Raw genomic sequence first — 23,489 nt, forward strand, 5'->3', positions numbered from 1 at the left:
GACGGCACGAGCCAGTGGATCACCGGCCCGGAGGCACGTACGGATGGCCATGCGATCCGGGCCCGCGCGGACGCCGTCCTGGTGGGGACCGGCACGGCCCTGGCCGACAATCCACGCCTCACGGCCAGAACCGGAACGGATGCACGTCAGCCCCTGCGCGTGGTGATGGGATTCCGGAAGCCCGCCGACGATGCCGCCATCCGGGGTCCGGGGTTTCTCCACCTTCGGACACGCGATGTTCACGGCGCCCTGAGTCAGCTCACGCACCACGGGGTCCGTCACCTGATGGTGGAGGGCGGACCCACCGTCGCCGGAGCCTTCCTTCGGGCAGGCGTGGTGGATGAGGTCTTCACCTATGTGGCGCCGATCCTCCTCGGGGACGGCACCCCCATGCTTCCGTCGCTGGGAATTCCCACCCTTGCGGAGGCGAGCCGCTGGCAGCTCGACCCGGCCGGCGGCGTCGGCCTGACACAGCTGGGAGCCGATATCCGGCTCCACCTCCGGCCCGAAGAGATTGCCGGCCGGAGCGAATTGTTCCCGACATCCCCCGACACCCCGTTGCACGACTCGCCTGCGCGGGCCGCATCACACGACCAGGAGCCACCATGTTCACAGGAATAGTGTCCGAGCAGGGACGCGTCGTGTCCCTCGCCGTAGCCCGGGACCAGGAGAGCGCCGTGCTGGTGTTCGACGCTCCGGAGACGGGGTCGGACCTGGCCCCCGGTGCGTCGATCGCCGTCAACGGCGTGTGCCTGACCGCGGTGAAGCTCGACGGCGGCCGGGTCGCGGTGGATGTCATGGGCGAAACCCTGCGGCGCACCACCACCGGCGCGCTCGAGCCCGGCGCGGCGGTGAACCTGGAGCGGTGTGTCCAGGCCGGCGGCCGCCTCGACGGGCACGTCGTGCAGGGTCACGTGGACGGACTGGGAACTCTGGTGGAGCGGGAGGACCTCGGAGCATGGCACCGCCTGCGCTTCCAGCTGCCGGTCGGCCTCGCCCGGTACGCGGCGGAGAAGGGCTCCATCGCCATCGACGGCGTGTCCCTGACCGTGACGGCGGTGAGTCCTCCCGCGGCCGGGAACGCGTGGTTCGAGGTAGGGCTCATCCCGACCACACTTGCAGCCACCGGCCTGGGCAGCAAGGCGATCGGCGGGCAGGTCAACCTCGAGATGGATGTGCTCGCCAAGTACGCCGAGCGCCTCCTCGGATTCGCTGCACTACCGGGTACCTTCGGACAGCGCGGCACCGCCGCCGGCACCACCGCCGGGACTCTGTCGGGAACCGCCGTCGACACAGCGGGAAGGGCGTGATCGCCGTGGGTGCGGCGGGACCGCTGACGGCTGTCGTCCTCGACCCGGTCCAGCTCGCCGTCGACGCGCTTGCCGCCGGCCGGGCCGTCGTCGTGGTGGACGACGCGGACCGGGAGAACGAGGGCGACATCATCTTCGCTGCCCAGTCCGCCACGGCCGCGCTGGTCGGGTGGACGGTCCGCTACACCTCCGGAGTGCTGTGCGTCCCGTTGGAGGGAGCCGCAGCCGACCGTCTTCAGCTGCCCCCCATGACGGCCGTCAACGAGGACTCAAAGGGCACCGCGTACACCGTGTCCTGTGACGCAGCGGTCGGCGTCAGCACGGGCATCAGCGCTGCGGACCGCGCCCTCACGGCGCGTGTCCTCGCCCGTCCGGACAGCGAACCGACCGACCTCACGAGGCCCGGGCACATGTTTCCCCTCCGTGCTGCAGCCGGCGGCGTCCTCGAGCGGCCGGGCCACACTGAAGCAGGCATCGAGCTGTGCCGGCTCGCGGGCATGGAACCGGCGGCGGTGATCGCAGAGCTCGTGCACGACGACGGGACCATGATGCGGCTGCCCGCCCTGCGGCAGTTCGCGGACGAGCACGCGCTGGCGCTGATCTCCATCGAAGACCTCATCGTCCACCTTTCCGACATCCCACCATCAACCACCAGGAGCACCTCATGAGCGGCCACGGCGCACCCGTCATCGACATCAGCGGCATCAACCAGGCCACGTCAGCCGACAGACGTCCGCTGCGCCTGGCCGTGATCGCCGCCAGCTGGCACACGGAGATCATGGACGGACTGCTCGACGGCGCACGCCGGGCAGCAGCCGAGGCCGGCGTCGAAACCACCGAGCTGAGGGTTCCCGGCAGCTTCGAGCTGCCGGTCGCGGCAGCACGTCTGGCGCCGCACTTCGACGCCGTCGTCGCACTCGGCGTCGTCATCCGCGGCGGCACGCCGCACTTCGACTACGTGTGCCAGGCTGCGACGTCGGGCCTCACCGACGTCAGTGTGCGCACCGGGGTGCCGGTGGGCTTCGGCGTCCTGACCTGCGATACCGAAGCGCAGGGCCTGGACCGTGCCGGACTGCCCGGGTCGAGCGAGGACAAGGGCCACGAGGCCGTCAGCGCGGCCCTGGCCACGGCTGCGGTCCTACGGACCTGGCCGTCCTGACCATGGCTTCCGGAACTGCGGGCCGACTGAGGGCTCCGTCACACCGGGAGCCGCGGGGAGGGAGCAACCGGCGGGAACCAGTACCCTTGGCACTGTGAAAACCTTTGATTCGCTTTTCGAGGAACTGAGCCTCAAAGCGGCTGCGCGCCCTTCGGGCTCCCGCACCGTGGCAGAACTCGACTCCGGCGTGCACGGAATCGGCAAGAAGGTGGTCGAGGAAGCAGCCGAGGTGTGGATGGCCGCCGAGTACGAGTCGAACGACGAGACGGCGGAGGAAATCTCCCAGCTCCTGTACCACCTCCAGGTGCTGATGCTCGCCAAGGGACTCTCGCTTCCGGACGTCTATAAGCACCTCTAGCCGCACCCCGGCGGACTGCCCCGCGGCAGCTGTCCTCCCTCGTTTCCTCCCAGCGCAGTTCCGTCTCACCGAAAGTTCTCCCCATGCTCCGTGTAGCAGTTCCCAACAAGGGTGCCCTCTCCGAGGCCGCCTCGGCCATGCTCGCCGAGGCGGGTTACCGCCAGCGCCGCGACACCCGCGAGCTCGTCCTGGTGGACGCCGAGAACGACATCGAGTTCTTCTTTCTCCGGCCCCGCGACATCGCGGTGTATGTGGGCTCCGGAACGCTCGACGTCGGCATCACCGGGCGTGACCTGTTCCTCGATGCCCAGGTGAAGGCCGAAGAGCTCCTCCAGCTCGGCTTCGGGGCGTCGACCTTCCGCTTCGCAGGACCCGTCGGCCATTTCTCGGCGGCGGCCGAGCTTGAGGGCAAGCGGCTCGCGACGAGCTACGAGGGCCTCCTCAACGACTACCTCGGTGAGCGCGGCATTGGCGCCTCGGTCGTCCGGCTGGACGGCGCCGTGGAATCATCGGTGCGGCTCGGGGTGGCCGACGCGATCGCCGACGTCGTGGAAACCGGAAGCACCCTGAAGGCCGCGGGAATGGAGATCTTCGGTGATCCCATCCTTCGCAGCGAAGCGGTCCTGATCGGCCGGGCCGGCGCCGCGGCGCCCGCCGGCCTCGACGTGCTGACCCGGCGCCTCCAGGGGGTGCTCGTAGCACGCCAGTACGTGCTGATGGACTACGACATCCGCAAGGACCTCGTGGACGCCGCAGCGGCGCTGACCCCCGGCCTGGAATCCCCCACGGTGTCCCCCCTGAAGGACTCGAGCTGGGTGGCAGTGCGCTCGATGGTGCTGCGCAGTGAGACCAACCGCGTCATGGACGAGTTGTATGAACTCGGTGCGCGGGCCATCCTGGTGAGCACCATCCACGCCTGCAGGATCTAGGAGCGGCTCCATGAGTGTTGCAGTGCGGGTCATTCCCTGCCTGGATGTCGACGCGGGCCGGGTGGTCAAGGGCGTCAACTTCGAGGACCTCCGCGATGCCGGCGATCCGGTGGAGCTCGCCCACCGCTACGACCGCGCAGGAGCCGATGAACTGACCTTCCTCGACGTCACCGCGTCCTCGGGCAACCGGGAGACGACCCTCGAGGTGGTGGCCCGCACCGCGGAGGAGGTGTTCATTCCCCTCACCGTCGGCGGTGGCGTCCGTGAGATCTCCGACGTCGACCGCCTGCTGCGCTTCGGCGCCGACAAGGCGTCCATCAACACCGCAGCGGTGTCACGGCCGGCAGTCATCGACGAAATCACCGCGCACTTCGGGGCGCAGGTGCTCGTCCTTTCACTCGACGCCCGGCGAACCAGGGACGCCTCGACGCCGTCCGGCTTCGAAGTGACCACCTACGGCGGACGGAAGGGGACCGGGATCGACGCCGTCGAGTGGGCGCGGGAAGCCGCTGACCGCGGGGTGGGGGAGATCCTCCTGAACTCCATCGACGCCGACGGGACGAAGAACGGGTTCGACCTCGAGCTCATCCGGGCCGTGCGGGCAGCCGTGACGGTTCCGCTGATCGCTTCCGGTGGTGCGGGCGCTCCCGAGCACTTCCCGCCGGCCGTCGCAGCCGGTGCGGACGCGGTGCTGGCGGCTTCGGTCTTCCACTTCGGGCCCGTGGACGCGATTGCCCGGGTGAAGGCAGCGATCCGCGCCGCAGGCTTCCCCGTCCGCTGAGGGTTCAGCGGGGCCCGCGCCGGCAGCAGCCGGCCGAACGAGCGAGGCTAGAGTCCGATGTCGGCGCTGTCGAGGAGCGCGACGGCGTCGGGCTGGCCCTCGAAGGTGACGAGCGCATGGCCCCGTCGACCATGCGCATGCATGAGGAGCTCGGCGGGTTCTCCCACAATGGCCACCGATGCCTGGGCGCGCTTGGCCACGTGGCGGGGCCCGTCAGGCCGCACGAGGACGATTCCCAGGTCCACGCCGCGGTAGAGGATTGCCGCCTGCTTGACCAGTCCGTCCCACAGCGCGTTCGAGTACTCCTCGTCGAGGGCACGCGTCGCCCACCGATTCCCGGCCCGCCGCACATCCTCGGTGTGGATGAGGTATTCGATAAGGTTCGCGCTGTTGTCCACCGAGCTGATCCGCAGCGGGGAAAGAGCGGGTGGTCCCGCGCGGAACCTGTTCACCAGGTTGCGGTAGCCGTCAGGAGTGGCCGCCTTTGCCGCGGTTTTCCGCACGGCCCTCTCCGTCGAGGCTGCAAACGCCTTCAGGGCTATCCCGAGGCTTGACGCCGGTTTGTGCTCACGGAGGTACAGGTGTGCAGCGAGCTCCTTGGTCGTCCAGCCCTCGCACAGCGTAGGGGCGTCCGGGCCGGCAGCCAGCAACGTTTCGGCAAGGACCTCGCGGGAGGGGTTCACGTAGTGCATCACAGCTGAAAGTAGCATGATCCGCGGACGCGCGGGCGGTGAACCGCGAGTCGTGCGCGAGCACTAGAATTAGGAACCATGCCATCCCCGAACCCTTCCCCTCACGCTTCCGATCCCACCCCGCCCGACGCAGGCCCGGACCCGACGGAAAATCCCATGCGCAACGCGGGCGCTGCAGCTGACCCGGAAGCCGACGTCTTCCGGGACCCTGCGCTCGATGCGGGACTCAGCGCCGCGCTGCGACGGAACGACGCCGGTCTCGTTGCGGCGGTGGTGCAGCAGTACGACTCCCTGGAGGTGCTCATGATCGGCTGGATGGATGACGAAGCGCTGCGTCGCACGCTGACCACCGGGCGGGTCACGTTCTTCTCCCGGTCCCGCGGCAAGTACTGGCGCAAGGGCGACACCTCCGGGCACCGGCAGTGGGTCAAGGGTGTGGCGCTCGACTGCGACGGCGATGCCCTACTGGTCACCGTCGACCAGGAAGGAGTTGCCTGCCATACCGGCACGCGCACCTGCTTCGACGGGCGGGGCGTCGATGCGGTGACCGGTGTCAGGTCCGGATCCTCCCGTCATGACACCGGCACCGGCGAAGGGAACTGACACGATGCAGCAGCTGGGAACGCTCAGCCCCACCCTGGAGGAGTTCCGCGCGCTCGCGAAGGACCACCGGGTGGTCCCCGTCCACCTCAAGGTCCTGGCCGACGCCCACACGCCGATCGGGATCTACCGCAAGCTCGCCAACGGGCAGCCCGGCACCTTCCTGATGGAGTCGGCGGCCGTCGGCGGGGTGTGGTCGCGCTACTCGTTCATCGGCGTGAAGTCCCGTGCCACCCTGACCACGCGCGACGGCGAGGCGCACTGGCTCGGCCGGCCGCCGTCGGGAGTTCCTGTCGCGGGCGACCCGGTCGAAGCGGTGAGGCTCACTGTCGAGGAGCTCCGGACCGAGCGGTTCGACAATCTGCCGCCGTTCACCTCGGGCCTTGTCGGTTTCGTGGGCTGGGAGGCGGTGCGCCACTGGGAACGGCTCACCAGCCCGCCCGAGGACGATCTGCACCTGCCCGAACTGGCCCTGTGCCTCGTCGCGGACATGGCCATCCACGACAATTCCGAGGGTTCCCTCACCCTGGTGGCGAATGCGATCAACTTCGACGGTTCGGATGAGCGCGTCGATGAGGCATGGCACGACGCCGTGGCCCGCGTCGACGGGCTCCTCGCCGCACTGGCCGAGCCGACCGACCTTCCCGTGTCGGTGATGGATCCCGGCGCCCGGGATGTCGAGGAGCTGCTGACGAATGTCCGGGAAAGCTGGAACCGGCCCGACTACCTGGCGGCGATCGAGCGCGGCAAACAGGCGATCGTCGACGGCGACGTCTTCCAGGTGGTCATCTCGCGCCGGTTCGAGCTCGACTGCGAGGCATCGGCGCTGGATGTGTACCGGATTCTCCGCACCACGAACCCCAGCCCCTACATGTACCTCTTCAGCCTCGAGGACGCGGACGGCCGGGGCTACTCCATCGTTGGATCCTCGCCCGAGGCGCTGGTCACCGTCACGGGGGACGACATCATCACCCACCCCATCGCAGGTTCACGGCCGCGCGGCAGGACACCCGAGGAGGACCGTGCGTTGGCCGAGGAGCTCCGGGCCGACGAGAAGGAGAAGGCCGAGCACCTCATGCTCGTGGACCTGGCCCGCAATGACCTCTCGAAGGTCTGCGTTCCGGGCAGCGTCGATGTCACCCAGTTCATGGAGGTGGAACGGTTCAGCCACATCATGCACCTCGTCTCCACCGTCGTCGGCCGGCTGTCCCCGGGAAAATCCGCCTACGACGTCCTGGCCGCCACCTTCCCCGCCGGCACGCTGTCCGGGGCCCCCAAGCCCCGGGCGCTCCGGTTGATCGACGAAGTCGAACCCCACCGGCGCGGCATCTACGGCGGCGTGGTGGGTTATCTCGACTTCGCCGGCGATATGGACATGGCGATCGCGATCCGCTCCGCGCTGCTCATCGACGGGACGGCCTACGTGCAGGCCGGAGGGGGAATCGTCGCCGAATCGGTCCTGGAGACCGAGGCACTCGAAACCGTCAACAAGGCGGCGGCGCCGCTTCGGGCGGCCTTGACGGCGTCGGGCCTGCGCCCTGCCTCCCCGCTCCTGATCCCGGGGGAGGCCCTCGATGGCCGCTGATCGGGCCCTGCGGTTCCAGCGCCGCGGAACGGTGGTGATGGCGATCGTGCTGATCGCCCTTCTCGCCTTCGGTACGACAACCCAGACCTGGCTCACGGTGGACCTGCCGCAGGACGCCGTGCAGACTCCCAGCCTCAACGTCGCAGGAAGCGACGCAGCCACCCCTGTCACGGCTTTTGCACTGGTATCCCTCGCCGGAGCATTCGCGGTGTCGATCGCCGGACGGATCGGCAGGTGGTTGGTGGCCGCGCTCCTGCTGGTGGCCGGCGTCGGTATCGCGGTCGTGAGCCTGCAGGTGATCCGGGATCCCACAGCGGCCGCGGCCGTGTGGCTGGCACTTGCCGGACGGTCGTGGGGGCGCACCCGGCGGTATGACAAGAACCCGCAGGCGACGGACCCGGCACGGGAAAGCGCACACGGCGGGGAGATCGACAGCTGGGACCGGCTGACCCACGGCGAGGATCCCACGCGCTAGGGGCAGGACGCCGCCGGGCAGGGCGGCAGTGCCTCCAGCAGTTCTGTAGGAGGCCGCCATCAGTGGCAGAATGTAAGCAGACCCGGATGAAGGAGAAGCACCATGGCAGCTGAAACCAGCCAAGCGACGAATCGAAACTCCCCCGCCAGCCACGCCCAGATGGGTGATGAGACCATCGGGCACGGCAACAGCCCCGCGGCGTGGACCTGCGTGCTGGTCATGCTCGTCGGTGCAGCGATCTCCTCGTTCGCCTTCATCCTCGCGAGCACCGAGGGGAACAACGACCTCGGCACCCTGCTGTTCTGGGTCGGCATCGGCATCATGTTTCTCGGGTTGCTGGTGGGATTCGTCCTCCGCCGGATCGGGTACGGCGTGGGCGGCTCGAAGCTCAAAAAAGAGCACTAGGTGAGCGTCCTCGACGACATCATCGTCGGCGTCCGCGAGGACCTTGCCGCGCGGGAGTCCGCCCTTCCCCTGTCGCGGGTGATGCCGGATGCGCAGGCGCAGCAGCCCGCACTCGACGCCCACGCCGCGCTGAAGGGCGACGGATCGGGCGGGCTCGAAGTCATCGCCGAGGTCAAACGAAGCAGCCCCTCGAAGGGCAGCCTCGCGAGCATCACCGACCCGGCAGCACTCGCGGCGCGCTACGAGCGCGGCGGGGCCGCCGTCGTCAGCGTCCTCACCGAGCAGCGGCGGTTCCAGGGATCACTGGCCGACCTCGACGCCGTCCGGGCGGAGGTCGGCATTCCGGTGCTGCGCAAGGACTTCACCGTGGCCGATTACCAGATCTGGGAGGCCCGCGCCCACGGTGCCGACCTGGTGCTGCTCATCGTCGCGGCCCTGGGCGATGCCCAGCTGGAGCACCTCCTCGGGCTGACCCACGAACTCGGCATGAACGCGCTGGTCGAAGCCCACACAGCGGAGGAAGTGGACCGCGCTGCTGCAGTGGACGCGCGGCTGATCGGCATCAACGTCCGCAATCTCAAGACCCTCGACATCGACCGCTCAGTCTTCGCGGACCTTGCCCTGCGGATTCCCGCGGGCACTGTCACGATCGCCGAATCGGGTGTCCGCGACGCGGCCGACGTCGAGCAGTTCGCCGCGCAGGGGGCCTCCGCGGTCCTGGTCGGCGAAGCGCTGGTGCGGCACGACAACCCGGAATCGACCATCGGCGAATTCCGGGCCGCCGGCAGGAACGCCCGGCAGGGCGTCCACTCCTGACGCCGACCGACCTCCCCCAAGGGACGTGGATTTCTTGAGCACGACACCGCCGGCCACCGCCGGGCCACCCACACCAGACAGGAATGCTTCCGCCATGACTGACACCCACTCCGGTACTGACAAGCAGGCCGGCCACGACGCCGACAGCAGTCCCGCCGATGCCTTCCTCAACCCGGAGGAGACCCTGCGGCACGCTCCCGGTCCCTACTTCGGAGCCTACGGCGGCCGGTGGATGCCCGAATCGCTGATCGCCGCGCTCGATGAACTGCAGGACACGTTCGATAAGGCAAAGGCCGACCCCGACTTCACCGCGCAGGTGGCGGACCTCAACCGCAATTACGCCGGACGGCCGTCCCTGCTGACCGAGGCCAAGCGCTTCGCCGAGCACGCCGGCGGCGCACGGATCTTCCTCAAGCGCGAGGACCTGAACCACACCGGTTCCCACAAGATCAACAACGTCCTCGGCCAGGCGCTGCTCGCCAAGCGCATGGGCAAGACCCGTGTGATCGCCGAAACGGGCGCAGGCCAGCACGGCGTCGCGAGCGCCACCGCCGCTGCGCTGCTGGGGCTCGACTGCGTGGTGTACATGGGGGCGGAGGACTGCCGCCGCCAGGCACTGAACGTGGCACGCATGCAGCTGCTCGGCGCGGAAGTGGTGCCCGTGACCAACGGCTCGCAGACCCTCAAGGACGCGATCAACGACGCCCTGCGCGACTGGGTGGCCAACGTCGGGACCACCCACTACCTCCTCGGCACGGCGGCGGGAGCGCACCCGTTCCCCGCCATGGTCCGGTACTTCCACGAGGTCATCGGCGAGGAGACGCGGGAGCAGATCCTCGAGCAGACGGGCCGGCTGCCCGACGCCGTCGTCGCCTGCGTGGGCGGCGGCTCCAACGCCATCGGGATCTTCCACGGCTTCCTCGATGACCGGTCAGTGCAGCTGTACGGCTTCGAGGCAGGAGGCGACGGCGTCGAATCCGGCAGGCACGCGGCAACCATCACCCTCGGTCGGCCAGGCGTCCTGCACGGTGCGCGGTCCTACCTGATGCAGGACGAGGACGGCCAGACTCTGGAGTCGCACTCCATTTCCGCCGGCCTCGACTACCCCGGTGTCGGCCCCGAACACGCCCACCTCTCCGACATCGGCCGGGCACACTACGAACCCATCACCGACGCCGAGGCAATGGAAGCCTTCCGGCTGCTGAGCCAAACTGAGGGCATCATCCCCGCGATCGAAACCGCCCACGCCCTGGCCGGCGCCATGAAGGTGGGGCAGCGCCTCACCGCCGACCTCGCGCCCGGCGAGGTGCCCTCGGACAGGATCATCGTGGTCAGCCTCTCCGGCCGCGGGGACAAGGACGTCGCGACGGCCGCCGAGTACTTCGACCTGCTGCCCGACGACAGCGCCGAGCAGGAAATCGCCCAGGAGGGTGAACAGCTGTGACCACCAGCCCCGGAAGCACCACCCCCGGAAGCACTCCGACCGGAACCACCCCGTCCAAGGCCGCCGCGGCCATCGACAGGGCCAGGGCGGAGGGACGAACGGCACTCATCGGGTACCTGCCGGCCGGGTTTCCCGACGTCCAGACCACCATCGACGCCGGCATCGCCATGGCCCGCAACGGCGTTGACCTCATCGAGATCGGCATCCCGTATTCGGACCCGGTCATGGACGGCCGCGTCATCCAGGACGCCACCGTGGAGGCATTGAACAACGGCTTCACTGTTCCCCGGATCTTCGACGTCGTCGAGGGAATCACCCGCGAGACGGACGCGGCCGTGCTGGTCATGACGTACTGGAACCCCGTGATGCGCATGGGTGTGCGCGAATTCGCCGGGAAACTCGCAGCGGCAGGAGGAGCAGGCCTCATCACCCCCGACCTCATCCCCGACGAGGCCTCCGAATGGCTTGCGGTGTCCGATGAGTTCGGGCTCGACCGCGTCTTCCTCGTGGCGCCGTCCACCTCGCCGGAGCGCATGGAGAAAACCGTCCGAGCCAGCCGCGGTTTCGTCTACGCCGTGTCCGTCATGGGCGTCACCGGTGCACGGACATCGGTGGGCGCCGCAGCGCGCGCCGTCGTCGACGCCGCCCACGCAGCAGGCGCGGAGCGTGCCTGCGTCGGTCTGGGTGTCTCGACCGCGGAGCAGGTCGCCGAAATCGCCGCGTACGCCGACGGCGTCATCGTCGGAACAGCCCTGGTGGCGGCGCTGCGCGACGGCGGCGTGCCGGCCGTCGCAGCCCTCACCAAGGAACTCAGCACAGGTACCGGAAAGTCTCCCTCATGATCAGCACCCTCCAGCCCTCCGGTGTGACACCGGTTCCGGCGTCGATCCCCAGTCCTCCCGCGGAGTGGGCGAGCTTCGAGATCGGCCCGCTCCAGATCTACTCCTACGCGCTCTGCATCCTGCTCGGCATCATCCTCGCCCTGGTCCTCACCCAGAAGCGGTTCACCCGCTACGGAGGCAACGGCGATGCGGTCTGGGACGTGGCCATCTGGGCCATCCCCTTCGGGATCATCGGCGGTCGGATCTACCACGTCTTCTCGTCCCCCGACGCCTACTTCGGGCCCGACGGCGACCCGGTGCGTGCCTTCTACATCTGGCAGGGCGGGCTCGGGATCTGGGGTGCGGTGGCACTCGGAGCAGTCGGCGCCTGGATCGGGTGCCGCCGCGCGGGCGTGCGCCTTGCGGCATTCGCCGACGCTGCGGCTCCGGGCCTGCTGCTGGCCCAGGCCATCGGACGCTGGGGCAACTGGTTCAATCAGGAACTCTTCGGCGGTCCGACCGACCTGCCGTGGGGCCTCGAGATCGACCCGGCGAACGCCAACTTCCCGGCGGATGCGGAGCCCGGAACGCTGTTCCACCCCACCTTCCTCTACGAGTCGCTGTGGAACCTGGCCGGGGTGGCCATCCTGCTCCTCCTGGACCGCCGGTTCGGCCTGCGCGGCGGCCGCATGTTCTGGCTGTATGCCGCCTACTACACGCTCGGCCGCGTCTGGATCGAGATGCTGCGGATCGACGACGCCGAGCTGGTCACGCTGTTCGGGGTGACGCAGCGGCTGAACGTGTGGACCAGCGTCCTCATCTTCGTCGTCGCGGTGGCGATTCTGGTCTACCTCACGCTGCGGCAGGATCAGGACACTGCGAAGGCCGTGTACCTCGCGGGACGTGAGCCATCCGGGAAGGAGGGCACTCCGGAAGGGGCCTCGGCCGACGCCGGGGAGTCCGGACCGGCAACGGCCGCGCCCGCCGCAGACCCGGATCCATCCGGAGAAGACGCTCGTGGTAATCTTTCCGAAACAAACGGCTCCACTGCTGCCCCCGGGCCGCAGGACCCCGCGAAAGCGGAGCCACGGGACTAGGTCGCCCCATCCCGTCCCGGGCCACCGCCATTCGGGACGCGAAACCACAGTGTTGTGGCTCACCGCGGTACCGCGCCGGATCACCCTCCTGCCGCTACCTTTCCGGTTTCCCAGCTGACGACGCGCGACTCGCGTTCGAAGCACACAACGGCGGGCAGCTCCGGTAACGCCGGCCACCCGCAGGAACAGATCAGGCGCCCACGCCGGCCGGCGTGCGCCCCGGGGCCAAGGCTGTCCCCTCCCACCGCTCCATCATGGGGGAAGGACTCTTTCTATGAACGCTTCACGGCACACCTCCCGGCAGCCGCCTGCTTCACCCGCCGACTCACCCGCTGATTCACGAGCAGGGGACAGGGCAGCGGAAAACGAACCAGCGGAGAATAGAACAGCGGCGAACAGAACAGCGGACGAAGGCGCTCCGGGAACGGAGCCGAACGCACAGGCAGAGAGCGGCGCAATCTCGCCCTTCGAGCGTTTCTCGAACGTGCCAGCGGCAACGGGCCTCTACAACCCGGAGAACGAGAAGGACGCCTGCGGGCTCGCCGTCATCGCCACCCTCCGGGGGGAGCCGGGTCACGACATCGTCGATGCCGCGCTCACCGCGCTGCGGAACCTCGAGCACCGCGGCGCCGTGGGTGCCGATGAGGGCACGGGAGACGGCGCCGGGCTCCTGACACAGGTGCCGGACGAGTTCTTCCGCGCTGTCGTCGACTTCGACCTGCCTGCTGCCGGCTCCTATGTGGTGGGGACGGCGTTCCTGCCCTCGGAGCGCAAGGAGGAGGAGACCGCCCGCGCAGGTCTAGAAGCCATCGCCGAGGCGGAGGGCCTGTCCGTTCTCGGCTGGCGCGTCGTACCGATCGTCGCCGACCTCGTGGGAGCCATGGCCCGCGCGTGCATGCCGCACTTCGTGCAGCTTTTCCTGGCGCCGGCCGCCGGCGGAACCGACCTCGACGCGCGCGCCTTCCGCGTCCGGAAGCGAGCGCAGAACAAGTACGGTGTGTACTTCCCGTCGCTCTCCTCGAAAACCCTCGTCTACAAGGGCATGCTCACCACGGCGCAGCTCGAGCCGTTCTACCCGGACCTGTCCGATCCCCGCTTCAAGACCCGGCTCGGCATCGTCCACTCCCGCTTCTCCACCAACACCTTCCCGTCCTGGCCGCTCGCCCAGCCGTTCCGCACCATCGCCCACAACGGCGAGATCAACACGGTCAAGGGCAACCGGAACTGGATGCGGGCGAGGCAGTCACAGCTCGCCAATCCGCTGCTCGGCGATTCGCCCGAGGACCTCTTCCCGATCTGCACCCCCGGCGCGTCCGATTCGGCGTCGTTCGATGAGGTCGCGGAGCTGCTGACGCTCTCGGGCCGCCCGATCACGCACTCCATCATGATGATGATCCCCGAGGCCTGGGAGAACCACACCGCCATGGATCCGGCGCGCCGGGCGTTCTACCAGTACCACTCCATGCTCATGGAGCCCTGGGACGGTCCGGCCGCCGTGTCCTTCACCGACGGGCGCCTCGTCGGGGCGGTCCTGGACCGCAACGGCCTTCGACCGGCCCGGTACTGGGTGACCGACGACGGGCTGGTGATCCTCGCCTCCGAGGTGGGCGTGCTCGACATCGAGCCGTCGAAGGTCGTCCGCAAGGGCAGGGTATCGCCGGGAAAGATGTTCCTCGTGGACACCGAGGAGGGGCGCCTCATCGAGGATGAGGAGATCAAGGCCGACATCGCTGCCGCGAACCCATGGGGTGAGTGGGTCAAGGAGAACCTGATCCAGCTCGAGGACCTGCCCGAGCGCGAACACGTCGTCCACACCAAAGCGTCGATCAACCGCCGCCAGCGCACCTTCGGCTACACGCAGGAGGAACTGCGCATCCTGCTGGGCCCGATGGCCAAGAACGGTGCGGAGCCGCTCGGTGCCATGGGATCGGACACGCCCATCGCCGTCCTCTCCAAGCGCCCGCGCCTGTTGTTCGACTACTTCGTCCAGTCCTTCGCCCAGGTGACCAACCCGCCCCTGGATTCGATCCGCGAGGAACTCGTGACCTCCATGGGCGTGACAATCGGCCCGGACGGCAACCTGCTGTCCACCGGCCAGGTCCGCTCGAAGCAGATCGCGCTGAAGTTCCCCGTGATCAACAACGACGAGCTCGCGAAGATCGCGAACCTCGAGACCGACGACGGCGACCGCCTGACCGCCCGGGTGCGGGGTCTCTACCGGCACGACGGCGGCGAAGCGTCACTGCGTGCACGGCTTGCCGAGATCTGCGAGCAGGTGTCCAGCGCGCTCAACCGGGGCGTGGAATACGTGGTTCTCTCGGACCGCGACTCCAACGCGCAATGGGCTCCCATCCCGTCGCTGCTCCTTACCAGTGCGGTCCACCACCACCTTCTGAAGAGCGCGAACCGCACCAAGACCTCCCTGGTGGTGGAGGCCGGCGATGTGCGCGAGGTGCACCATGTCGCGGTCCTCATCGGATACGGGGCGTCCGCGGTGAACCCGTACCTGGCGATGGAAAGCTGCGAGGAGCTGGTCCGCAACGGCGACATCACCGGCGTAAGCGCCGAGAAGGCCGTCGCCCATCTCATCAAGGGCCTCGGCAAGGGGGTCCTGAAGATCATGTCGAAGATGGGCATCTCGACGGTGGGATCCTACTGCGGAGCCCAGACCTTCGAAGCGCTCGGCCTCTCGCAGGAACTGGTCGATGAGTACTTCCACGGCACCCAGACCCAGCTCGGCGGCGTGGGCCTCGACGTGATTGCCGCAGAGAACGCTGCCCGCCATGACGCCGCGTACCCCGAGGACGGCATCGAGGATCCGCACCGCGGGCTCGACAACGGCGGGGAGTACCAGTGGCGCCGCGAGGGGCCGCCGCACCTGTTCAACCCCGAAACCGTCTTCCGCCTGCAGCACGCCACCCGCGAACGGCGCTACGACATCTTCAAGTCCTACACCCGCGGCGTCGACGACCAGTCGAAGAACCTCATGACGCTCCGCGGGCTCCTCAAATTCCGCGGCGACGTGCGACCGGCACTGTCCATCGACGAGGTGGAGCCGGTCTCGAGCATCGTCAAACGGTTCTCCACGGGAGCCATGAGCTACGGTTCCATCTCCAAGGAGGCGCACGAGACGCTCGCCATCGCGATGAACCGCCTGGGCGCGAAGTCCAACACTGGTGAGGGCGGTGAGGACACCGACCGCCTCCTGGATCCCGAGCGCCGCTCGGCGATCAAGCAGGTGGCCTCCGGGCGCTTCGGTGTCACGAGCCTGTACCTCACCAACGCCGATGACATCCAGATCAAGATGGCGCAGGGGGCCAAGCCCGGTGAGGGCGGCCAGCTGATGAGCCAGAAGGTCTACCCGTGGATCGCCCGTACCCGCCACTCCACGCCGGGTGTGGCGCTCATCTCGCCGCCTCCACACCATGACATCTACTCCATCGAGGACCTCGCCCAGCTCATCTACGACCTCAAGCGGGCCAACCCCAGTGCACGCGTCCACGTGAAGCTCGTGTCCGAGGTGGGTATCGGCACCGTCGCGGCCGGCGTCACCAAGGCGAAGGCCGACGTCGTCCTCGTGTCGGGGCACGATGGCGGCACCGGAGCCAGCCCGCTCAACTCGCTGAAGCACGCCGGCGTTCCGTGGGAGCTCGGGCTCGCCGAGACCCAGCAGACCCTGATGCTCAACGGTCTCCGCGACCGCGTGGTGGTCCAGGTGGACGGGCAGCTGAAGACTGGGCGCGACGTCGTCATGGCCGCCCTGCTGGGAGGCGAGGAGTTCGGCTTCGCCACGGCGCCGCTCGTGGTGTCCGGCTGCATCATGATGCGTGTCTGCCACCTCGACACCTGCCCGGTAGGGGTGGCCACGCAGAACCCCGAACTGCGCAGCAGGTTCTCGGGCAAACCCGAATTCGTGATCAACTTCTTCGAATTCATCGCCGAAGAAGTGCGGGAGATCCTCGCCGAACTGGGCTTCCGCACGCTCGAGGAGGCCATCGGACACAGCGAACTGCTGGACGCCCGTGACGCGGTCGAGCACTGGAAGGCCGACGGACTCGACCTCGATCCGATCCTGCGCGGCAACGAGTTCAACTCCGGGTCGCCGCTGCGGAACATGCTCAAACAGAACCACGAGCTCGACCAGCACTTCGACAACAAACTGATCTGCATGAGCGCCGATGCGCTGGAACACCGGTCACCGGTGAGGATTTCGCTGGACGTGGTGAACACCGACCGGTCCGTGGGGACCATGCTCGGTCACGAGGTGACGAAGCGCTTCGGCCTCGACACCCTCGCCACCAACACGATCGACATCACCCTCACCGGGCAGGCCGGCCAGTCGCTCGGCGCTTTCCTTCCCGCCGGCATCACGCTGCGGCTCCTGGGCGACTCGAACGACTACGTCGGCAAGGGGCTGTCCGGCGGGCGGATCATCCTCCGGCCCGACCGGTCCAACCTCTTCCGCGCCGAACGCAATGTGATCGGGGGCAACGTGATCGGCTATGGCGCCACGAGTGGGGAGATGTTCCTGCGCGGGCAGGTGGGGGAGCGGTTCCTGGTCCGCAACTCGGGTGCGACCGCTGTCGCCGAGGGCATCGGTGACCACGGCTGCGAGTATATGACCGGGGGTCAGGCCCTGATCCTCGGCAGGACGGGCCGGAACTTCGGGGCAGGAATGTCGGGAGGAACAGCCTTCGTCCTCGACCTGGATTCCACCCGGGTCAACAAGCAGAGCCTGGAGAACGGTGAACTGCTGCTGGTTCCCCTGGATGCCGAGGACATCGAGATTGTGCGGGGACTGCTGATCCAGCACCTCGAGGAAACCGAGTCCGACCTCGCCCAGCGCCTCCTCGACACGTTCGAGGACACGGTGGGACGCTTCACCAAGGTACTGCCCCGCGACTATGCGGCAGTACTCGACGCCCGTGCCACAGCCGTCGAGCAGGGCCTGGACCCTGACGGCGAAGCAGTGTGGACCAAGATCTTGGAGGTAACCGGTGGCTGACCCACGCGGATTCTTGAAGGTGCGCGAGCGCCAGACCCAGCCGCGCCGCCCGGTTCCCGTGCGGATCATGGACTGGAAGGAAGTGTACGAGGCGCAGGAGCAGGGCGTCCTGAAGAGCCAGGCGGGCCGCTGCATGGACTGCGGCATTCCGTTCTGCCACCAGGGCTGCCCCCTGGGGAACCTGATTCCGGAGTGGAATGACCTGACCTACCGGGACAAGGGGCGCGAGGCCATCGAACGGCTGCACGCGACGAACAACTTCCCGGAGTTCACCGGCCGCCTGTGCCCGGCTCCGTGCGAATCATCGTGTGTGCTCGGCATCAACCAGCCGCCGGTCACCATCAAGCAGGTGGAGGTGTCGATCGCCGACCAGGCCTTCGAGAACGGCTTCGTCGAGCCGCATCCGCCCGAACGCCTCACAGGCCGCACCATCGCCGTCGTCGGCTCCGGACCTGCCGGGCTCGCCGCCGCCCAGCAGCTGACCCGGACCGGCCACACCGTGGCCGTCTACGAGCGCGATGACCGCATCGGTGGGCTGCTGCGGTACGGCATCCCCGATTTCAAGATGGAGAAATTCCACCTCGAGCGTCGCCTCGACCAGATGCGGGCCGAGGGCACACGCTTCCGCGCCGGCGTCGAAGTGGGCAAGGACATCAGCTGGGGCCAGCTCAAGCGGCGGTACGACGCCGTCGTGGTGGCCACCGGCGCCACCGTGCCCCGCGATCTTCCCATCCCCGGACGTGAGCTCGACGGAGTCCATTTCGCGATGGACTACCTCGTGCCGGCGAACCGGGTGGTCGCCGGGGAGACGGTGGCGGACCAGATCCACGCTGAGGGCAAGCACGTCGTCATCCTGGGCGGCGGCGATACCGGCGCCGACTGCCTCGGCACCGCCCACCGCCATCACGCCGCGAGCGTGACCACTTTGGCCATCGGTCAGCAGCCCTCCTCGGAGCGGCGGCCCGACCAGCCCTGGCCCACCTTCCCCACGCTGTTCGACATCGCCGGCGCGCATGAGGAGGGCGGCGAGCGGCGGTACCTAGCGAGCACCGTCGAGTTCGTGGGGGAGAACGGCACACTTCGCGGCATCAAGGTGGCCGAAACCGAGTTCGTCGACGGCCGCCGCGTGCCGAAGGCCGGCACCGAGCGGGAAATCCACGCCGATCTCGTCCTGCTCTCGCTCGGCTTCACCGGTCCGGAGCCGGCCGGGATCACCGAGCAGGTGGAGGCGGAGTTCGACGACTCCGGCAACGTGGCGCGCGACGGCTACTACATGACCAACACTCCCGGAATCTTCGCGGCAGGCGATGCGGGCAGGGGCCAGTCGCTGATCGTCTGGGCCATCGCTGAAGGCCGCGCCTGCGCGGCCGCGGTGGATCAGTGGCTGATGGGGTCCACCAAGCTGCCGGCACCGGTAGCGCCCACCGACCGCTCGATCGCCGTCCTCTAGAGTTGACAGGTTTCCCACCACCAAACACGACTAGGCTAGGTTTATGAGACGCGCAAAAATCGTTGCAACCTTCGGGCCGGCAATTGCCAGCTATGAGAACACCCTCGCAGTCCTCGATGCCGGGGTTGACGTTGCCCGGATGAACATGAGCCACGGCGACTACGCGGTGCACAAGCAGACCTACGACAACGTGCGGCGGGCGTCGGGTGAGCTCGGCAAGCCGGTGGGCATCTTCGCCGATCTCCAGGGCCCCAAGATCCGGCTCGGACGTTTCGCGGGCGGTCCCCACGCGCTGAAGCCCGGTGATGTCTTCACCATCACCATCGAAGACATCGAGGGCACCAAGGACATCTGCTCGACCACGTTCAAGGGACTGCCGCAGGACGTCAACGTAGGGGACATGCTCCTCATCGACGACGGGAAAGTGTCCCTGCGTGCCACCGCCGTCGACGACGTCAAAGTGGTCACCGAGGTGACCGTCGGCGGCATGGTGTCCAACAACAAGGGCATCAACCTTCCCGGTGTTGCCGTCAACGTTCCGGCGCTCAGCCAGAAGGACGAGGAGGACCTGCGCTGGGCCATCCAGCTCGGCGTCGACATGGTGGCGCTCTCCTTCGTCCGAGGGGCGGCCGACGTCAACCGCGTCCACGAGATCATGGACGAGGAGGGACGCCGCGTTCCGGTGATCGCCAAGATCGAGAAGCCGCAGGCGGTCGAGGCCCTTGAGGAGATCATCGACGCCTTCGACTCCATCATGGTGGCCCGTGGGGACCTCGGCGTGGAGCTCCCGCTCCAGGATGTGCCGATCGTGCAGAAGCGCGCCATCGAACTGGCACGCCGCTGGGCGAAGCCGGTCATCGTGGCCACGCAGGTGCTCGAGTCGATGATCGACAACCCGCGACCTACGCGCGCCGAAGCCTCGGACTGCGCCAACGCAGTGCTCGACGGCGCCGACGCCGTCATGCTCTCGGGCGAGACCAGCGTGGGCAAGTACCCGATGGAAACCGTGCGGATCATGGCGGACATCATCGAGTCCACCGAGAAGCACGGCATGGAGAGGGTTCCTGCGCTCGGCAGCAAGCCCAAGACCCGAGGCGGCGCCATCACCCGCGCCGCCGTCGAGATCTCGGACCAGCTCGACGCGAAGTACATCTGCACCTTCACGCAGTCGGGCGACTCGGCGCGGCGCCTGTCGCGCCTGCGGCCAAGGAAGCCTGTGGTGGCCTTCACCCCGGTGCAGTCCACGCTCAACACGATGTCCCTGATCTGGGGTGTCGAACCGAAGCTCGTCGAATTCGTGGAACACACCGACCAGATGACCGCCCAGGTGGACCGGGTCCTGTTCGAGCAGGGCATGGTCGAGGTGGACGACCTCGTGGTCATCGCGGCCGGCTCCCCTCCCGGACAGGCCGGCTCGACGAACTCCATCAAGGTGCACCGCGTGGGAGATATCACCGATGCCGGCCAGCTGCCGGACGGTCACACCTCCTTCGTCAAGGAGGGTGTCGGCCCCTGGCCGGTCAGGACCAAGAAGTAGGTTCCACTGCGGCTGACGCGGAACGCCCGGCTGGTGGACCAGCCGGGCGTTCGCTTGCTCGAGGCGCGGTGCTGCGAGGCTCTTCGACCAGGGTGGCGTTGTGAACCGCTCAGGTTCCGGGCCCCGGCGCCGGGCTAGGTGACCTGGTTGATGATGGTTTCGGCGACTTCCCGCATGCTCAGGCGGCGGTCCATGGACGTTTTCTGGATCCAGCGGAACGCCTCCGGCTCGGTGAGGCCCATCTTCGTGGTGAGCCGGCTCTTGGCCCGCTCCACGAGCTTGCGGGTGGCGAACTGCTCCTGGAGGTCGGACACTTCGGCCTCCAGCGCCTTGATTTCCTCATGACGCGACATCGCGATCTCGATCGCCGGGATGAGATCCGCCGGAGTGAACGGTTTCACCACATAGGCCATGGCGCCGGCGTCGCGCGCACGCTCGATCAGTTCCTTCTGACTGAACGCGGTCAGCAGCACCACGGGGGCGATACGAGCCTTCACGATCTGCTCCGCCGCAGTGATGCCGTCCATGACGGGCATCTTGACATCCATCAGCACCAGGTCCGGTTTGTGCTCCTTGGCGAGGGCCACGGCCTTCTCGCCGTTGTCCGCCTCCGCGACGACCTCGTAGCCTTCCCCCTGGAGGATCTCCACGATGTCGAGCCGGATGAGGGTCTCATCCTCGGCGACAATGACCCGCCTGGCAGGACCTGTTGCGGGGGATTCGGTGGGATCGGACACTGTTGCTCCTCGGTGACGGCACGTCCGGTCGAATCGAAACGCTCCGACCGGTTCTCTCAATCAGCCTATCGGCATGTAGAGTTGTTTCGCGCACCAGCGGCCTAGAAGTCCCGGATCCCGGGGCTTGCCGGTGCGGGATCGGCCCGAATGGCGGAATTGGCAGACGCGCTGCACTCAAAATGCAGTATCGAGAGGTGTGTGGGTTCGAGTCCCACTTCGGGCACCGAACTCCCTGGTCTGGAACTATTGGGCCCGAGCTGTATCTGAACCGGTGATGGTGCCGGACCGTCGGTCACACCTTCTTCAGGTTTTTGCTCCAGTCATCGTGGGGCCGGATGGTCGACGTCGGTGGCTGCCCGTGTCGGCGCTGTTCTGTCGGCTCGTCCTTTGGTGGTGTGGATTGGAAGCGTTCGAGGCAGGCCGAGGACCAGCGTAGTCGCAACCACAGCATGCATCAGGACCAGGACCACTCTCGTTGCAGTGGTGGCCTCAGCGGTTATCGGCCCCGATACCGACAGGATCAGCACCACCGCGGCCATAATCATCCAGACCGTGTACCCACGGGCCAGGAAGCGCGACAGCACCACCAGCAGTGCCCAGGCCACCAGACCCGACGCAGTCGAAGCTATCAGGATAGGCGCCGGGGTGATATTGATCGGCTGACCAGCGCCGATCCCGACGGTAAGCTGTATGCCGGCAATCGGCACCGCAACGAGCCAGATGGCCAGGGCCGCCGCAGCGGCCAAAAGGATCCAGCCGAGCGGCCGGAGGAGATGCGATTTCATGGCGACCTTTCCTAGCTAATGTACTTAGACGGCTAACTAAAATAATGTTAGGCGGCTAAGTAATCACGCGCAAGGGAACCGCTAGGTCTGCTGCAGGCTGTGTGCGAGATCGGTCAATGTATCAGTCAAGTCCTGCAGCCCGGTGCGTTCGAGTCCGGCCACAGTGTCCTCGGCCAGTGTTCGCCAAAGCAGGTCCAGGTCCGCCATGAGGAACTCACCCTTGCTGGTGAGTTCCACGATGATTGCGCGGCGGTCGGTCGGCGACGGTGTGCGGGTGACGAGGCCGTTGGCCTCCATCTTCTTCACAGCAGAGGTAATCGTGGGAGGCTCACAGCAGGCGGCCGTGGCGAGCTGCGCCTGACTCCGTGGGCCCTTCTCTGCCAACTCGGTCATCAGCATTTCCTGGCCTAGGGACAGACCAATTCCTGCCAGCTTGGTGCTGGCCAGGGACCTGTGACGCATGCCGATGGTACGAATAGCGGCATTGATCGCCGAAGCCTGCTCCTGATCCACAAGTACTCCCTCCGGGTGACTTCCCAGGCTCTGGGTTAGGCATCCAACTATAACTGTTGGCCTCCTGTCATCGAAAAGCAGCACCCGGTGACGATGGGATGGGTCACCTCCTCTTATGGAAACGCTGACCGGTGTCCTTTCGCACCGATCTTTTTGCTGGTCAGGCGCGGGTGGCGGGACCAGGGAGAGTGAGTTTTCGTCAGGATGGTGGGCTTTCATCAGAGTGGTTGGCGGGGTCAGTAGCCCTCCAGCGCACAACGTCCCGTATTCGGATGGCGAGTTCAGGGTGAGGGACCGGCTTGCGGGCAGCCGACATCCAAGCGTGGGATCCCCAGCAGACACAGTTCCTGCCCAGTGAAAGGCGTTTCATATGACCCGCCCGCGGGTTGAGCTCCGAGGGGCTCGCGCGGCTCAGCAGGAGCAGGCCATGCTGGGCGCTGTCGTTGCCCTCGCAGTTCTGGGATGCATCCTTGTCCCGGAATTTTTCAAGCTGAACGGTACCAAGGGGAGTTAGGCGGCTGACTGTTGGGTGGTTTCCTGGGGTTGGTTGATCCACGCTGGTCCTGGGGGCGCGAGGATTTTGGGGTCGGTGGTCGTGGTGAAGCGTTCGGGGTGTCTTTCGCGGGCCGCAGCCAGTGTTGCTGAGCGTTCTTTGGCGACGCTGGCGGCGTGGCCGTAGTGGACGTTCGCGGGGGTGTGGAAGCCGATGCCGGAGTGCTGGTGGTGATGGTTGTACCAGTCCACGAAGCCGCTGATGAAGGCCCGGGCGTCGTGGAGGGAGGCGAAGCGGTCGGGGAATTCCGGACCGTATTTCAGGGTCTTGAACAGGGCCTCGCTGTAGGGGTTGTCGTTGGATACCCGGGGTCTGGAGTGGGACCGGGTGACCTCCAGATCCGAGAGCAGCGCGGCGACGGGTTTGGAGGTCATGGACGTGCCCCGGTCCGCGTGGACGACCTGCGGGATGCCATGGATCCCGAAGATTCCCTTCAT

23 protein-coding genes and 1 tRNA gene are annotated in these 23,489 nt (G+C 67.5%); 19 read left to right on the forward strand and 5 right to left on the reverse strand.

What is annotated here, in order from left to right:
* The 7 genes from Y704_RS20005 to hisF all read left to right on the forward strand — a co-directional run.
* Positions 1 to 621, forward strand: a 621-nt coding sequence (locus Y704_RS20005; RefSeq protein WP_162149391.1) for a RibD family protein, incomplete at its 5' end; no start/stop codon positions are given.
* Positions 606 to 1,310: a riboflavin synthase gene (locus Y704_RS20010; RefSeq protein WP_051476851.1), complete on the forward strand. Its 705-nt coding sequence runs from the start codon at positions 606 to 608 to the stop codon at positions 1,308 to 1,310. The genes Y704_RS20005 and Y704_RS20010, both read left to right, overlap by 16 nt.
* Positions 1,307 to 1,978: a 3,4-dihydroxy-2-butanone-4-phosphate synthase gene (gene ribB / locus Y704_RS20015; protein WP_051476852.1), complete on the forward strand. Its 672-nt coding sequence runs from the start codon at positions 1,307 to 1,309 to the stop codon at positions 1,976 to 1,978. Before Y704_RS20010 ends, ribB begins: the two co-directional genes overlap by 4 nt.
* Positions 1,975 to 2,469 carry a 6,7-dimethyl-8-ribityllumazine synthase gene (ribH, locus tag Y704_RS0108860; RefSeq protein WP_026549860.1) on the forward strand — a complete coding sequence of 165 codons (495 nt, stop codon included), beginning with the start codon at positions 1,975 to 1,977 and terminating at the stop codon, positions 2,467 to 2,469. The genes ribB and ribH overlap by 4 nt, the downstream gene beginning before the upstream one ends.
* A 94-nt stretch (positions 2,470 to 2,563) precedes the next feature.
* Positions 2,564 to 2,827: a phosphoribosyl-ATP diphosphatase gene (locus Y704_RS0108865; RefSeq protein WP_026549861.1), complete on the forward strand. Its 264-nt coding sequence runs from the start codon at positions 2,564 to 2,566 to the stop codon at positions 2,825 to 2,827.
* A gap of 83 nt (positions 2,828 to 2,910) precedes the next feature.
* Positions 2,911 to 3,756 (forward strand): ATP phosphoribosyltransferase, encoded by an 846-nt coding sequence (gene hisG / locus Y704_RS0108870; protein ID WP_026549862.1) that lies wholly within the window; start codon positions 2,911 to 2,913, stop codon positions 3,754 to 3,756.
* Between the two features lie 10 nt (positions 3,757 to 3,766).
* Positions 3,767 to 4,537 (forward strand): imidazole glycerol phosphate synthase subunit HisF, encoded by a 771-nt coding sequence (hisF, locus tag Y704_RS0108875; protein WP_026549863.1) that lies wholly within the window; start codon positions 3,767 to 3,769, stop codon positions 4,535 to 4,537.
* 47 nt (positions 4,538 to 4,584) lie between these two features.
* Here hisF and Y704_RS0108880 read toward each other — a convergent pair whose 3' ends face one another.
* Positions 4,585 to 5,229, reverse strand: a complete 645-nt coding sequence (locus Y704_RS0108880; protein ID WP_026549864.1) for a TIGR03085 family metal-binding protein — start codon at positions 5,227 to 5,229, stop codon at positions 4,585 to 4,587.
* Positions 5,230 to 5,307: 78 nt separating this feature from the next.
* Here Y704_RS0108880 and hisI point away from each other — a divergent pair, with 78 nt between their 5' ends.
* The 11 genes from hisI (at position 5,308) to pyk (ending at position 20,464) form a co-directional block, all read left to right on the forward strand.
* Positions 5,308 to 5,832 (forward strand): phosphoribosyl-AMP cyclohydrolase, encoded by a 525-nt coding sequence (hisI, locus tag Y704_RS20020; protein WP_253904270.1) that lies wholly within the window; start codon positions 5,308 to 5,310, stop codon positions 5,830 to 5,832.
* A 4-nt stretch (positions 5,833 to 5,836) separates the two neighbouring features.
* Positions 5,837 to 7,414, forward strand: a complete 1,578-nt coding sequence (locus tag Y704_RS0108890; RefSeq protein ID WP_026549865.1) for an anthranilate synthase component I — start codon at positions 5,837 to 5,839, stop codon at positions 7,412 to 7,414.
* Positions 7,404 to 7,889, forward strand: coding sequence for a Trp biosynthesis-associated membrane protein (locus Y704_RS20025; protein ID WP_035772108.1), 486 nt, complete (start codon positions 7,404 to 7,406; stop codon positions 7,887 to 7,889). Before Y704_RS0108890 ends, Y704_RS20025 begins: the two co-directional genes overlap by 11 nt.
* A gap of 159 nt (positions 7,890 to 8,048) precedes the next feature.
* Positions 8,049 to 8,294: an HGxxPAAW family protein gene (locus Y704_RS0108900; protein ID WP_164467745.1), complete on the forward strand. Its 246-nt coding sequence runs from the start codon at positions 8,049 to 8,051 to the stop codon at positions 8,292 to 8,294.
* Positions 8,295 to 9,110, forward strand: coding sequence for an indole-3-glycerol phosphate synthase TrpC (trpC, locus tag Y704_RS0108905; RefSeq protein ID WP_026549867.1), 816 nt, complete (start codon positions 8,295 to 8,297; stop codon positions 9,108 to 9,110).
* A 94-nt stretch (positions 9,111 to 9,204) separates the two neighbouring features.
* Positions 9,205 to 10,554, forward strand: coding sequence for a tryptophan synthase subunit beta (gene trpB, locus Y704_RS0108910; RefSeq protein ID WP_026549868.1), 1,350 nt, complete (start codon positions 9,205 to 9,207; stop codon positions 10,552 to 10,554).
* Complete coding sequence (trpA, locus tag Y704_RS20030; RefSeq protein ID WP_051476854.1) at positions 10,551 to 11,396, forward strand: tryptophan synthase subunit alpha; 846 nt, start codon at positions 10,551 to 10,553, stop codon at positions 11,394 to 11,396. The genes trpB and trpA overlap by 4 nt, the downstream gene beginning before the upstream one ends.
* Positions 11,393 to 12,472, forward strand: coding sequence for a prolipoprotein diacylglyceryl transferase (lgt, locus tag Y704_RS20035; protein ID WP_051476855.1), 1,080 nt, complete (start codon positions 11,393 to 11,395; stop codon positions 12,470 to 12,472). Before trpA ends, lgt begins: the two co-directional genes overlap by 4 nt.
* Before the next feature lie 274 nt (positions 12,473 to 12,746).
* Positions 12,747 to 17,477 carry a glutamate synthase large subunit gene (gene gltB / locus Y704_RS0108925; protein ID WP_081747503.1) on the forward strand — a complete coding sequence of 1,577 codons (4,731 nt, stop codon included), beginning with the start codon at positions 12,747 to 12,749 and terminating at the stop codon, positions 17,475 to 17,477.
* Entirely contained in the window at positions 17,470 to 18,927 is a 1,458-nt protein-coding gene (locus tag Y704_RS0108930) for a glutamate synthase subunit beta (RefSeq protein WP_026549870.1), read from the forward strand. Before gltB ends, Y704_RS0108930 begins: the two co-directional genes overlap by 8 nt.
* A 43-nt stretch (positions 18,928 to 18,970) precedes the next feature.
* The gene (gene pyk, locus Y704_RS0108935) at positions 18,971 to 20,464 is read left to right on the forward strand and encodes a pyruvate kinase (RefSeq protein ID WP_026549871.1); all 1,494 of its coding nucleotides are present in this window, start codon (positions 18,971 to 18,973) and stop codon (positions 20,462 to 20,464) included.
* 134 nt (positions 20,465 to 20,598) lie between these two features.
* Here pyk and Y704_RS0108940 read toward each other — a convergent pair whose 3' ends face one another.
* Positions 20,599 to 21,201, reverse strand: a complete 603-nt coding sequence (locus Y704_RS0108940; RefSeq protein ID WP_026549872.1) for an ANTAR domain-containing response regulator — start codon at positions 21,199 to 21,201, stop codon at positions 20,599 to 20,601.
* Positions 21,202 to 21,342: 141 nt separating this feature from the next.
* Between Y704_RS0108940 and Y704_RS0108945 the strand changes: the two genes are divergently transcribed.
* A tRNA-Leu gene (locus tag Y704_RS0108945) sits at positions 21,343 to 21,424 on the forward strand.
* Between the two features lie 97 nt (positions 21,425 to 21,521).
* Here Y704_RS0108945 and Y704_RS20040 read toward each other — a convergent pair.
* The 3 genes from Y704_RS20040 to Y704_RS0108965 form a co-directional block, all read right to left on the reverse strand.
* Complete coding sequence (locus Y704_RS20040) at positions 21,522 to 21,986, reverse strand: DUF6069 family protein (RefSeq protein ID WP_051476856.1); 465 nt, start codon at positions 21,984 to 21,986, stop codon at positions 21,522 to 21,524.
* 81 nt (positions 21,987 to 22,067) lie between these two features.
* Positions 22,068 to 22,499, reverse strand: coding sequence for a MarR family winged helix-turn-helix transcriptional regulator (locus tag Y704_RS0108955; RefSeq protein ID WP_026549873.1), 432 nt, complete (start codon positions 22,497 to 22,499; stop codon positions 22,068 to 22,070).
* A 510-nt stretch (positions 22,500 to 23,009) separates the two neighbouring features.
* Positions 23,010 to 23,489, reverse strand: a 480-nt coding sequence (locus Y704_RS0108965; protein ID WP_026549874.1) for an integrase core domain-containing protein, incomplete at its 5' end; no start/stop codon positions are given.

The sequence above is a fragment of the Arthrobacter sp. Br18 genome (assembly GCF_000520555.1).
GTDB lineage: Bacteria > Actinomycetota > Actinomycetes > Actinomycetales > Micrococcaceae > Arthrobacter_D.